The sequence below is a fragment of the Periweissella cryptocerci genome (genome assembly GCF_004358325.1).
In the GTDB taxonomy this organism is placed as follows: Bacteria; Bacillota; Bacilli; order Lactobacillales; family Lactobacillaceae; genus Periweissella; species Periweissella cryptocerci.
Genome location: NZ_CP037940.1, coordinates 136,012 through 148,889, shown reverse-complemented (window position 1 = coordinate 148,889; position 12,878 = coordinate 136,012). Strand labels below are relative to the sequence as shown.

The following is a 12,878-nucleotide window of genomic DNA, read 5'->3' as shown; positions in this document are numbered from 1 at the left end:
TTAGTAACTGTTTTTAGCTATCTTGAGCATTATTCCGAATAACGGAGTGGCAGTAATTTACCGTCACGCAGTGGTCAATTTTACGCAATCCCACGTCATCCAAAATAGGGCAAAAAAACACCAAATTTCTCCCGGCTTAAGCAGGAAAAATTGGCTCTGTGTCAAATTCTGTTGGTAGGACTATTTTGGAACTAGAATCTTAATGGATTCTGGTTCCTTTTTTGTTTATTTTGCGAGGATGGAACGGAGTGACATATGAGCCAAATAAATGGAGATTGGGACATCTTAAAAAATCTGACGGATTCGCCAGAGTAAGTGAGCCATATTTTTGTAACCACACGAGTTACGTTTAAGCTGTTTGATTTTGTGGTTCATACCTTCAACGCGTCCATTTGAATAGTTCGAGGTGATGCTGTTTGAATTCCTTATATCTTTGGCGAAAGTCGAAATTGCGCTGTCCATATCGTTTCCCATAATCGTGTAATGAGTGATGATGTCTTCGAAACCTGATAAATCTTTGTTATGCATTGCTTTCATAATTTCCTGATATGCAGTCCAAACCTGACCAAATTCAGGATATTCGTCGAAGACGATGCCAATCGCTTGTTCTTGTGTTAGATATTCATTAATTCCACGCATGTAATAAGGTTTCGTTTTTTCGAGATCCTCATACATCATGTGAAGATTTTTCCATTGACTCTTCATGATTTTATAGGGCTCGATTATTTGTTTATCATCAATGCGTTTTGAATGTTCTTACGAACACTATCCAAAGGCGTTACCCGATACGCTGAGCGATATGGAAGCCGTCGATAATGATTCTTGCGTTCGGAATAAGAACTTAATGAAACTGGCGTATTGAGCGTTTCATATCCATGACAACGTGCTTAACACGCTCCGATTAGCTAGTGAAATCCAAGAAAATATTGTTTGATTGTTTTGGTTAGTCGATTGGGCAGTACTTCAAATTGCTTGATTGAAGTGGCATCACACCAAATAAAGCTAAACTGATCATTGGCTGAGCGGAACTCATCCATGGAAATAGCTTCGGGTAATTGTTGTTTAAAATTGTATTGATACTTGTATTGTCCGCCTTCGTATATTGCGTCATATTCGATTCGTTGTACAGAATTAGGTGAGATATGAAGGTGCTTAGCTACAGTTTTTTCTGTCATCATATCTTCGTTTAGATTCTGTTTTACGATTACTTTCGTGTTTCGTGAAATTTGGCAGTTCTTTTCGAAGTCGGATGACGCTGCTGTAATGTTATTACCACAATTCTTACAGTGAAAAACGTTGTTTACGCAGCGCTAAGCGCACATCCCACAAGCTCGTGCCAGTGAGTCGCATCTCGGTTGAAGTCCACCCCCAGTGCTCGACGCAATCACGAAAACCACAGTCACTGCATCGGCTAACGGAATAGGTTAAATTAGCGGTATAAATTAAGCATTTATGTCGCTTGTCTCCGCGACCACGATAATCAAAATAGTTCCATTCTCCTGCTTCATTGTCGGTAAATGGATGTTTTTATTAAAATTTAACTCACGTAGATACAATTGTCTTGGGACATAATAAATAACCTCGCATACTTTTTGATTTTTGTCGGTTGGAACGTGGTGATGGACATTTAATATGTCCTTTTTGTTTTGTACATAATTATCTATTCTAGGCTCATCTGTCGCTTTGCTCCACCCTCGCGAAGAACATAAAAAACTGCTGACGGATTTCTCCACCAACAGTAAAAAGTATAGAGCCGAAAAATTTGGTGTTTTTGACGTGGATTTATTTTTCGTCCATGACTTTCTTAATCGCTTTAACATAGTGCAGCGAAACTGGAAGCTCGGCGCCGTTTTTCATCGTGATTGTTCGCTGTTTAGCATCGAAAAAATCAATATTATTGCGATTAATTAGGATGCTACGGAAAATGCGAATCATGAATGGATATTCGAGCTCAAACTCTTTTAAGTTACCATTTAATTCGGTAACTTTATTGGTGCGGTGCAGCACTAATTTGTGGTCGCCTGGGGCTGATTCAAGGTAGTATACATCTGATTGTTGGGTACTAAATTGCTTACTGCCAATCGTATAAACAAAACTAGTGCCGGATATTTGCTTGCGCATCACTTGGTGCTTTATTGCGAGCTCAATATCTTCAGAAATGCGTTGTTTCGTAACTTCGAGACCGCCCGTTTTGATAATGTAATCTAACATTGCAATTTTGGCGTTGATGGCCGTCATCGCTAGTTCATCATGTGACGTGATAAAAATAATATCCGCATCTAAATCAATTTCGCGAATTTTAATGGCTAAGTCGATACCGTTCATCAATGGATCCGCCAACTCAATATCAAGAAAATACAACCCACCGGTAACTTTAGTCATGTGCAAGTAATCAATAACTGGCTGTGAGGCTGGTGTACTCATGACCAATTCTGCTTGGTAATCGTTGATAAAAATTTGGTTTTGGATATGTTTTGCGTATACGCGGGCCAACTCTGGCGTGTCTTCAGCAAGAAATATTTTTAACATCGCTTAATCCTTTCGACTGGTAAGGGTAACTTGAAAATAAGAATCAGTTGCTTCAACACCAAAGAATACGTTGGGGTGCTTGTGGACAATGGCCTGTACCGTATGGAGACCGAGTCCCGTATGGTTTTCCTTCGTTGTATGACCAGATTCGTAAACATGTTCAATGTCAACGTGTTCAAAAATTGAATTCTTGATTACCAATTGGTTTTCATGTTCATTAGAGGTTAGGGTAATATTAATGTGGCTTTCTTCCGGATGGTCAGCGACGGCCTCAATCGCATTATCCAACAAAATGCTAACAACACGCACCATATCAACATCGGTTAACGTTAAAATAAAGTCTGGATCAGCAACTAAGTGTATTTGGGTACCTAAATCCTGTGCTTTGCGTAACTTCGTGATTAACGTGTGCCGTAAAGCCAGACTTTGAATGTTTTTGAGCATCGTGGCAACGTGGTCGGGTTCTAGGCGCTGATTGTTTAATTTGAGGATTTGGTTAATATAAACCCGTAATCCGTCCATATCATTCTCATCAATGTACGCTTCGATGCCCGATAACAAATTATTAGTATCGTGTTTAAACGCCCGGGCGTGATTGTTCGCTTCTACAAGTAGCTGATTATATTCTTGTAAAAATTGATAATTTGATTTTTCAATTTGCTGCTGTAAGGAATCTTCATACGCGCGGAAGAAAAAATGATACATCCAGATACTAATTACCGTAAAGGCCGTCAACGCCAACATCACGATATTGGTATACTGATCGCTTGTGATTTTCAGGTAGATATTAGCAATTAAAAAGAAGACCACCGACATGAAAGCAAAAAGTTTGAGCATCGACGCTTTATATTTATCTGAGAAATTATCAAAACTGTTAAGTGGCTTCGACAAAACTTTCCGGATTAGGACGGCAGCAACGACAAAGAACATGAGCGTCAATAAATCATCCGTCAATAATGCCAGCCAGCTTAGATATTGTTGCTTAGCTTGCGCGGGAAAGAACACGTGTGCTGTTAGCCAATCCCCATAAATCGGGGTCAATTCCCAAATCATCCAAATGATACTAAAATTAATGATTAATTTTTGATAACTAGCAGACCGCCGCCAAATAATTAATGCAACGACACTAACGTAAAATAAATCCGCCCACAAGTAGTTTCCTTCCGCCAAGGGCAGGAAAATGGCCATCGCAATATTGAATTTCGTCAACGTTTTAATTTTGGTTAGCTCTGGTAAAAACCAGTATGTAAGAATAATAAAACTCCAAACACTAATTATTTCTTCAACTAATGATTGTAAGGAAGTGGTAGTTGCCATAAATTTGTTTCCTCGTATTTCATTTTTTCAAAATCGGGTGCCCAGACCCGCATATTTTCATAAATCCCAAAATATCCGTATATCTGCGCGCGGGTATTTTGTTTTAGGATATCTTTCCAACCATATATAGGATACAACATTGGCTAACAAAATAGTTGGCTTTTTCTTAAAGCATAGTAAATCGTTCTTAAGATGAATTATGGGTGCTTCAGGGGAGTCAAAATATCGCTTTAGGACCCCAAAATGGCCTCTTAAGAAAATTTGTGCCACTAGTGCAAAATCAGTTTATGATTAACTATATTCTAGCGGGGGAGCGACGAATGGCTTTTGTTGCAGTAACAGTACATTACTGCAACCGCTAAATTAATAAATTTAACAATGCGAGGCGTAACTATGCTTGATGTTTATGATTTATTTGAAATAGCATCTGATTTTCTTTTCGACGACGTACTGGGGTATGTCAAAAATGAGAAGAAATCAAAATTAATCCGATTACTGTTGCTAACGCCTTTAGCGCTAATTAGCTTAACATTTACGACAATGTTTGTGTTGTTTGCGCAAACTGATCATTGGTTGCTCATGTTCTTTAGTGGGTTGATTGCCTTTTACACATTAGTTCACGTTATCCGACTAGTAAAGGTTATCTTGCAAAAAAGAGTGCAACAACTGACAACAAAGCGTGGCTATTAATATGAAGGCAATTATTATTGTTATTTTGGGGATTTTGGGCGTCTTTTCTATTTTAGTTGCTGCAGCAATTCGCGCCGCAATTAAGGTGCGTTGTTAGGGATGGTGTGAGTAAATGCGGTTTAAAATTGGGCTTTCAATCATGCCAATTTTATTAGAGTTTGGAATTATTAGTTCATTTATAGCAACGATCATTGGGGTTCACGCGATTAAGTTGCTGTTTTATCTAGGTTTTGGTCAATTTGTTTACATTGCGCTTTTACTAATTATGGGCTTCATTATTAATCAAACCCGGGGGATTAGTAAATTCGGCGGTGATGACAAGCAATGGCTGACTGGTTTAACACATATGTGGTTATTGACGCTGTTAATGGTAATTAGCGCAACAATTATTCATTGACTGCTGATTTACAGACTGTGTGCCTGTAAAGAATTTGTTACCACACATATTGGTATAGTTGATAACTCAAAAGGATGGGGCTTGGGACATATTGTCCTTTGCCTTTTTTTAATCAGCAAAACATGAAGGCTCTATTTCGTCTGACGTGGAATTTATAAAATGTGATGAGATGTATGATGCCACTGCGTGGAATTATTGATTACCGCTAAACTTGTAGTGACAAGGATTATGGATTTGTGAAGATGGTTACCGCGTTAGCGAACCAAGCTTCGCAAACATTTGAAGACCGCACTGTGGCTTCAAATGCTTGTCTTCCATCACGGTGTCCAGACTGGTTCCAGCCTCGTAGTGGGAATCAACCTGAGACACATATCCAAATTCCACGCTAAAAAAATTTTAGTCAAGATGAAATCGTGGCGTTTATACTTTTATAAACAATCGGTGGGAATACCTTGCTGAATTGGACATACTAGCATAGTATATGGAAATAAATAGACATTAATGGAATTTACAACATGATAGGAGCTTTTTACAGATGGAAAATCAAATGACGCCACCAGAATTTAATAATGCACCAGAACCAGATTCGTTTGAAAAACTAAAACAATATCGGGAGCAGAAAACTGATTTTGCCGACGATATCAGCCGTTTGCACAAATGGAATTGGGGCGCTTTTAGTTTCGGTTGGATTTGGGGTGTCGGCAACAACGCCTATATCATGCTGCTCGGGCTCATTCCGGTTGTTAACTTGGTGATGGCGATTGTCGGTGGTATCAACGGTAATCGGTGGGCATATCAGAACGGTGACTGGCGGTCAGTTGACGAATATCTGCGTGCCCAACGCTCATGGGACACGGCCGGTAAGGTGCAATTTTTCATCGCACTGGGTGTTTTTGGCCTATACGCTGTAGTCCTTATCATTGGCTTGGTTCTTGGCTTACTGGGATCTTTTGATTAGTTAAAATGAATTCAGCGAATATTTTGCAGCACAGAAAGTGAAGTGAGCAATGATTGAATTAAAGCATGTCAATAAAATGTATGGACAACAAGCCGCGCTCAAAGATTTAAATTTATCAATAAAGAGTGGTCAAATTTTTGGCCTGCTGGGACACAATGGTGCTGGTAAATCGACAGTGATTAAAAGCTTAGTTAGCATTATCCAACCAACTCACGGCTCAATCGAGTTTGACGGCGTTGATTTAGCAACTGAACGGTTAGCGATTAAACGGCGCATTGGCTACGTGGCAGACTCACCAGACATATTTCTCCAATTGACGCCTAACGAATACTGGCAATTAATTGGCGCTGCTTATGAACTAGCACCTGATTATCAAGCTAAACGACTGGATGAATTGGTGACCTTATTTGATTTAAACGGCAAAGAAAATGAAACGATTGCGGAATTTTCCCACGGGATGCGCGAAAAAACGATGATTATTGGGGCACTGCTTTCTGACCCTGATATTTGGATTTTAGATGAACCAATTCAGGGATTGGATCCCCAAGCCGCCTTTGATTTGAAGGCGTTGATGAAAGCACATGCGGCCAAGGGCAAGACAGTCATTTTTTCAACCCACGTTTTAGATACGGCCCAAGAAATCTGTGATGAAATTGCAATTTTGAAAAAGGGCGAGTTAATCTACAACGGTACGATGACTGACTTATTGGCCACACAACCGACGGAATCACTTGAAACCATCTACCTCCAAATGGCGGGGCGTCATGGCAATGATGCGGCGACGATGGCGAGCGAGGCGCTTACGCATGAATAGAAGGCAGTTCAGTAATTTATTCAAAATTAATTTGATATACGCAAATCCACAACTCACCACAAAGGCCCGTGAAAAAGGCAAATACGGGCGTAAGCTAATAAAATACTTACTAAGCCAAATGATGTTCACCAGTGTAGCATTATTGATAGCATACGTTTTCATGATGCTACCGATTAATTTCAGCCAACATCCGGGCTTGTTTACGTTTTACTTAGCGTTGTATACCTTACTAGGATTCTCACAGAGTATTTCGGCGGTGCAAAATGTTTTTTTCGAAGCGCACGATTTGGAAGCGTATCTACCACTACCAATATCACAAAGGACGATTTTTACGGCCAAATTAGCCGTGGTGGTTAGTGCCATGATGGCGTATTTACTACCATCGCTGCCCTTATTTATCCTGACAGCCATGCGGGCTAATTATACCGTGATACTCGGTATACCACTGGCGCTAGTGATTTTTATGCTATTTATGGCTGATTTACTCGTATTCAGTACGCTTTTAGTTTTTGGTTTGACTCAAACAAAGGTGTTCCAACGCTTCAAAAAAAGCTTAACAACCATTTTATTAGCCGCACCAATGATTTTAGTGGTTGGTGGAATTGTCCTGATAAATCGCACAACGAGCGGTGAAGGTGATGATCCGGCCGTCATTGGTCCTTTTATTCCGTTACAATGGGTCTTAGTGCATCCATTAATGCTTAAGAGTTTGTTGACACTACTGGTCATGCTTGTTTTTCTTGGGGGTGCGGGTTGGATAATAATTAAATCAATTATCCCCAAGCTTTATGACACTGAAACTAAACCCATGACAAGCGCTAAAACTAAGTTACCACGTGCGGGCCACCAAGGTGATAGTTTGACCAAGCAATTGGTGCGCTATAATTTCAGCCTCATCAAGAACCCGTCGTTACTCATGCAAGTTATTTCGCAGACCATTTTGCTACCAATGATTATGGTAATCAGCATAACGACAACTTCGGCGTTAAACTTTCATCAGCTAAGTTACACATACTTTGGAGTCTGTTTCGTGGTTGGGATTGTGTTTAGTCTAATGTCCGCTAACCAGGGGAGTCTGGCAGCTAATATTATTTCGCTCGACCGGGATAATTACGCGTATTTCTTGGCATTGCCGATTAGCCAATCCAAGTATTTAAAACTGAAATTCAATTTTAGTTTTGCAATCCAAATAGTGGTCACTGCCATTGTGTTAACAGCGACCGCCATCTTTTTAAAGCTACCAATCTTCTTAATTGGGATGCTCATCGTTGGCGCAATTGTTGGGGCGTTGCTTGGTAGTTCGTATTACTTTGCCCGTGATTACCGGCTGCGCAATTTGACTTGGACTAACGTTTCCCAACTATTTTCACGCGGCGGTTCAACTAAAACCATGCTCATACTCATGGCTGAAGTCTTCGGGGGCGGGATATTAATTACACTATATGCAATTCCTGTCGCGCTCAAGGTGATTAATTTACCCATTAATGTGGCAATATTTGCAGCAATCCTAGTTGGCGCGTTTATCGTTTATCGCCACTACCAAAAACATTTTTGGCAACAGTTTGTTGATTAAAGTATATTCTATGATATATGAGTACGCTTAAACAAAAGTACAGCAATGAGAATCCCACGTCAGATGTAATAGAGTCAATTTTTAGAAAGCTACAAAATGCAGTTTGGTTTTGTGGCTTTTTTAGTGTGGAAAATACCACAAAAAGGTTAACTTTAATCAGGAGTAGCTGACTGGATTTAACGGAAGTGGGACAAAAGGTGTTTTGCAACCTTGATATAATGAAACTTAATTCGTCAGCGATAGTGAGCAAAGCGAACGTGGTGATGAATTAAGTGAGTTATATCAATGGTTGCAGCCTTTTGTTCCACGTTAATAAGCCGGATTTCTACCTTACACAATAAGGAGAAATCCGGCTTATTTTGCTGGCTGGACAAGTTATGTCCCAGCCCCGTTCTTTTATTGGGCATCAAGATGAAATTTATATCGTGTGAAAGAAATTTGTCGCGCTGGTCTCAAATCATCTAACCTAACAATTTTAATTTTGTCCCGGTTTCTGCCACGGATCTTTCCAATTAATCACCAACGAAATAATCACTGCAATGGTGGCGAGTAGTGCAATCATCGTCAAACCACTGTGTAGCAAGTTACGCAAAACCGGTACAATGTCGGGAGACAATTGGCGGGCGGCGGTTGCATCAGTGATTTTATTCATAAGATTAGTTGTTACACCTTTAGTATGTTGGATTCCATGCGCGTTAACCCGGTTCATCGCTAAAGCAAATGTCGAGACCAACATCGTTGTCCCAAGGGTGCGAATTAAAGAATTCAAGGCAGTTGCGGCCCCAATTTCAGTTGGTGCGACGGCTTCTTGGGTGGCAACTTGAATGGTATTATTCACCATGGCCGTCCCTAAACCAAATATTCCCGCTAAGACAAGCAACAGGATTAACGTCGAATGAGGGGTCAAGACTAGCACAAGCCCACCAAAAATCATTAGCAATAAGCCATTACGAATCATTTGTTGCTCACTAAAGCGCGCTTCTAAGCGACTTTGCATCCGGCCATATAGAATCATTGCGATGGATGATGGGATTAACACGAATCCAGCGACCGTTGCGGTTGTACCAAGGACACCTTGTGACCAAGTTGGCAGATAGTTCGTATAAAAACCAAAAAAGCCATATTGGAAAAATGAAACAAAAACTTTACTTATAAATGACCGATTTTTAAAGAGGTGCAAGGGCACAATTGGATTACCGGCGTGCAATTCAATCTGCCACCACGCAATCCCACTAATTAATGCTAAAACAAACCAGATAACTAGTATGTGCCAAGCGATAACAGTTTGACTTAATGACTGCATCGCCATCATGAGACTAATGACCATCAACGCTAGCGTTAAGGCACCCGGAACGTCAATTCTATGCAGATTTGGTTTGAAATCAACTTGCTTGAAGTAAATTCCGACTAGAACCATCATCAATATCCCAATTGGCAAACTGATAAAGAAAGTTGCACGCCAACTAGCAATATCCACGAACCAACCACCTAACAACGGACCGACAATTGATGCCATTGAGTATGCTGCTAATACCCGCCCGATAACTAGGCGTCGCTCAGCTGGTGCGTACATCGAGCCATAAATGACAAACGGTAACTGCAACATTGCACCCGCCCCGATTCCAATAATCGCCCGTGCAATTATTAATGTAATGATATTACCGGCAAAACCACCAATGACTGAGCCGAGAATGAAGAGAGTTGTCCCAACTTGCATAATTGTTTTTTGACCAAAACGTTCTGAGAGCTTAGTCCAAATAGGGGCACTGACTGCCATAAAGAGCATGTAGGCGGTAATAATCCAACTCATCAGCGCAATCCCATGTAAATCTGAAACAATCGCGGGTAAGGCGGTCGCCACAATCGTGCCATCCAAACCGGCTAATACGTTACTTAATAAGAACGCAAAGCCCGCCATTTTCATTTGTCTTGAATTCATTTGCTTATTTCCTGCTTTCATATTTGCTGTGCAGGATTTATAATACTTTGTTAGAGTGACTCTAAGTCAACCAACAATTTTAAATTAATTGCAAAATCCTGTTTAGCGGGGTGAAAGTGGGTAAAAAAATGACAAAATCAATATCAAGTATCAGCGCTGAATTTGGCATTAGTGCATATACATTGCGATTCTACGAAAAAGAAGGTTTAGTGTCTGTGCCCCGGAACTCAAAAGGAATTCGTGAATACGATGAGCAAGCTATTCGGCGGATTAATGCGATTGCCCACTATCGTCGGACGGGGTTATCACTTGCGGAGATCAAACAAATTTTCACTACGCCCGATGACCAGCAGTTCCATATCGATTTATTGACCAAACAACTCGCAAAAATTGAACAGCAATTAGCTGATTTGCAACAAACCCATGAGTTTCTACTATATAAAATTGACCGCCATACCCAATTACTTGATGAACAACTGACCAAAGCTGTAAGTGAGACCAAATATAATACCGGTGCCCAAAATTAAAATATGAACCAATTGATAGCATAATCCGACCGGACAGTTAATTAATAGTGAAGAAAATATGCCTTGAAAATGGAAGTTAAAGGCAATTGTGACTATTTCGTGAACTGTTTGAAAAGTCAATGAATACGCTTGTGAAAACGCTTTCGTCTTGTTATTCTTATCCCATCGAGCAAATCATTTCAATTCGTTGAAAGCTGAATTTGCGTATCGGACAAAATAAAACAAAGACGAAAGAGGATATATATAATGGATTTTGAACTTAATGATTTGGTACTTTGTGCCGCAAACGGAAACATGGAGCATGACTTCATCGGTCGTATCGAAAAGAAATACGAAAACTCAGCAATGGTAACTATCATGGAACGCCATGACGAAGATCACTGGAACGCTATCGATTTAGCTGGCCGTGCCATCATTTCATTTGCGAAGATGGAAGCTGTCGGTAACCAAGAACAAGCTGAAATCGCCTAATGCGCGTGCGCGTGAATCACTTATTTAAATTTTTGATTCCCACTTAGCTACCGATAAAAAGGTGGCTTTTTTGTTTCGATTCCGTCTGACGTGGGATTGCATAGAATTGGCCACTGCGTGCCAGTAAATTACTTGGCGCACCACGCTGGAAGCACATGTTCAAGCCAGTCTGTGCTTATGCCTGCGAACCGGCAACGCAAAATATCCCAGCATTTTGTCGCACAAAATACTGAATCTAATCCTAACGCGATTAGATTAGCCTTGCAGGCTGGATGTCTGTCTTGAACAACTCGGACAAGCTGGGAGTCTAAGGAATAAATTCCTAAGACTCCTCATCTTCCAAACACCGGCCGTAGTAGCATGGAAAACAACACTGACAATAGAAGCTCAGTAATTCGATGATTAAAAAGGACGACAATTTCACGCTAGAAAAAATCTAGCCGATTGATGGCGAGTAGCAACTAAGGCGAAATGTTAGTAAACGGTGCGGTGTAGCGCATTTTAAAGTGCAGGTTGATGTGTGTTACAATTTAATCAATTAGAAAATATATGAAATCGAGGGACAACTAATGCCATTACTACGTTTTGATTTATATAAAGGATGGGATAAGCCTGAAATTAAGCAATTACTTGATGTCACGTATGAAGTAATGCTGGAAGCCTTCGGGGCTCCGTTGGGCGATCGCTATCAGATTGTTACGCAGCATGAACCGGAAGAATTCATCATGGAAGACACTGGGTTGGGTTACGAACGTTCTGCCAAATTTGTCTTGTTATCAATCCGCACACGTCCCCGGACTACCGAACAAAAGACAACGTTCTACCGTGAATTGGCGCGTCGATATCAAGCAGATCTCGGGATTGCTGGAAACGATATCATGATTAACTTAGTCACTAATAGTGATGAAGACTGGAGCTTTGGCGATGGGGAAGCCCAATTTTTAACCGGGCGCCTCTAAAATAGCATAACTAAATAACCGCCTACCGATTAATTTCGATGGGCGGTTATTTTATTTGTGTTTATGATAGAAATAATTATTTGTTGAACAAATCCCGTAAATACTGTGGTTCATTTGCCAAGCGGTGTTCATACAAGTGATGGACATGCTGACTATGACGCATCACTAACCGCCAGATGCCAAAACCAATCAGGGCACCAGTCGTATTTAAGATTAAGTCACTCGTTTCAAAATACCGCGCTGTGATATAGAAGTAACTGAAGACAAATTGATAGGTTTCAATACTTAACGAAACACCAAACGCCAGCAACCCAACTTGCCATAATTTGCGCAGACGGGGAAAGACATACGGCGCCATGATTCCAAATGGGGTTAGCATGATAAAGTTACCGAAGAATTGCTCAAACCAGAACCAACTCGGAAAATAATCAAATGCCCGCACCGGATTCAAGTGCACAAAATCAACCTGTTGCCCAAAGCCAAACATGTCCCCAACATACCAGAAATGATAAATGAAGATTGGTAGCATCGTCATACTCATAACTTTGGTAATATAAAAGCTGAAAATGATCATCGCAATCAAAGAAAGATCCGACCAGTGTTTGCCCGTTCGCCACTTATACACCACAACAAATAATAACCATAAGACCACAAAGGGCCAGGTGGCAGTCAATGCACGCGGATTTATATATGTATTATTAATT

At 40.5% G+C, this 12,878-nt stretch carries 14 protein-coding genes; 8 read left to right on the top strand and 6 right to left on the bottom strand.

Translation table 11 applies throughout. The features are described from left to right. Positions 1-285 precede the first annotated feature (285 nt). The 4 genes from EQG49_RS00690 to EQG49_RS00675 form a co-directional block, all read right to left on the bottom strand. Complete coding sequence (locus EQG49_RS00690) at positions 286-705, bottom strand: transposase (RefSeq protein WP_133362151.1); 420 nt, start codon at positions 703-705, stop codon at positions 286-288. A gap of 200 nt (positions 706-905) precedes the next feature. Continuing rightward, the gene (locus tag EQG49_RS00685) at positions 906-1,178 is read right to left on the bottom strand and encodes a hypothetical protein (RefSeq protein ID WP_133362150.1); all 273 of its coding nucleotides are present in this window, start codon (positions 1,176-1,178) and stop codon (positions 906-908) included. A gap of 604 nt (positions 1,179-1,782) precedes the next feature. After that, positions 1,783-2,529 (bottom strand): LytR/AlgR family response regulator transcription factor, encoded by a 747-nt coding sequence (locus EQG49_RS00680; protein ID WP_133362149.1) that lies wholly within the window; start codon positions 2,527-2,529, stop codon positions 1,783-1,785. Positions 2,530-2,532: 3 nt separating this feature from the next. Continuing rightward, positions 2,533-3,846: a sensor histidine kinase gene (locus EQG49_RS00675; protein ID WP_133362148.1), complete on the bottom strand. Its 1,314-nt coding sequence runs from the start codon at positions 3,844-3,846 to the stop codon at positions 2,533-2,535. 393 nt (positions 3,847-4,239) lie between these two features. Here EQG49_RS00675 and EQG49_RS00670 point away from each other — a divergent pair, with 393 nt between their 5' ends. The 5 genes from EQG49_RS00670 to EQG49_RS00650 all read left to right on the top strand — a co-directional run bounded on the left by EQG49_RS00670 (position 4,240) and on the right by EQG49_RS00650 (position 8,278). Next, a complete protein-coding gene (locus EQG49_RS00670; RefSeq protein WP_133362147.1) occupies positions 4,240-4,536 on the top strand; it encodes a hypothetical protein in 297 nt (98 codons plus the stop codon). A gap of 112 nt (positions 4,537-4,648) precedes the next feature. Continuing rightward, positions 4,649-4,933 (top strand): hypothetical protein, encoded by a 285-nt coding sequence (locus tag EQG49_RS00665; RefSeq protein WP_133362146.1) that lies wholly within the window; start codon positions 4,649-4,651, stop codon positions 4,931-4,933. A gap of 535 nt (positions 4,934-5,468) precedes the next feature. After that, positions 5,469-5,891: a ribonuclease G gene (locus tag EQG49_RS00660; RefSeq protein WP_133362145.1), complete on the top strand. Its 423-nt coding sequence runs from the start codon at positions 5,469-5,471 to the stop codon at positions 5,889-5,891. Between the two features lie 49 nt (positions 5,892-5,940). Further along, complete coding sequence (locus EQG49_RS00655) at positions 5,941-6,705, top strand: ABC transporter ATP-binding protein (protein ID WP_133362144.1); 765 nt, start codon at positions 5,941-5,943, stop codon at positions 6,703-6,705. Next, positions 6,698-8,278 carry a hypothetical protein gene (locus EQG49_RS00650; protein WP_133362143.1) on the top strand — a complete coding sequence of 527 codons (1,581 nt, stop codon included), beginning with the start codon at positions 6,698-6,700 and terminating at the stop codon, positions 8,276-8,278. The genes EQG49_RS00655 and EQG49_RS00650 overlap by 8 nt, the downstream gene beginning before the upstream one ends. A 475-nt stretch (positions 8,279-8,753) precedes the next feature. On the opposite strand, the gene EQG49_RS00645 is transcribed toward EQG49_RS00650, so the two are convergent. Next, positions 8,754-10,217: an MFS transporter gene (locus EQG49_RS00645; protein ID WP_165964698.1), complete on the bottom strand. Its 1,464-nt coding sequence runs from the start codon at positions 10,215-10,217 to the stop codon at positions 8,754-8,756. Positions 10,218-10,345: 128 nt separating this feature from the next. On the opposite strand from EQG49_RS00645, the gene EQG49_RS00640 reads away from it, so the two are divergent. The 3 genes from EQG49_RS00640 to EQG49_RS00630 all read left to right on the top strand — a co-directional run bounded on the left by EQG49_RS00640 (position 10,346) and on the right by EQG49_RS00630 (position 12,174). Next, positions 10,346-10,744: a MerR family transcriptional regulator gene (locus EQG49_RS00640; RefSeq protein WP_133362141.1), complete on the top strand. Its 399-nt coding sequence runs from the start codon at positions 10,346-10,348 to the stop codon at positions 10,742-10,744. 246 nt (positions 10,745-10,990) lie between these two features. Further along, on the top strand, positions 10,991-11,215 hold the full coding sequence (locus tag EQG49_RS00635; RefSeq protein WP_133362140.1) for a hypothetical protein: 225 nt from the start codon (positions 10,991-10,993) through the stop codon (positions 11,213-11,215). A gap of 569 nt (positions 11,216-11,784) precedes the next feature. Continuing rightward, positions 11,785-12,174 (top strand): tautomerase family protein, encoded by a 390-nt coding sequence (locus EQG49_RS00630; RefSeq protein WP_133362139.1) that lies wholly within the window; start codon positions 11,785-11,787, stop codon positions 12,172-12,174. A gap of 76 nt (positions 12,175-12,250) precedes the next feature. On the opposite strand, the gene EQG49_RS00625 is transcribed toward EQG49_RS00630, so the two are convergent. Beyond that, complete coding sequence (locus EQG49_RS00625; protein WP_165964697.1) at positions 12,251-12,748, bottom strand: VanZ family protein; 498 nt, start codon at positions 12,746-12,748, stop codon at positions 12,251-12,253. Positions 12,749-12,878 lie beyond the last annotated feature (130 nt).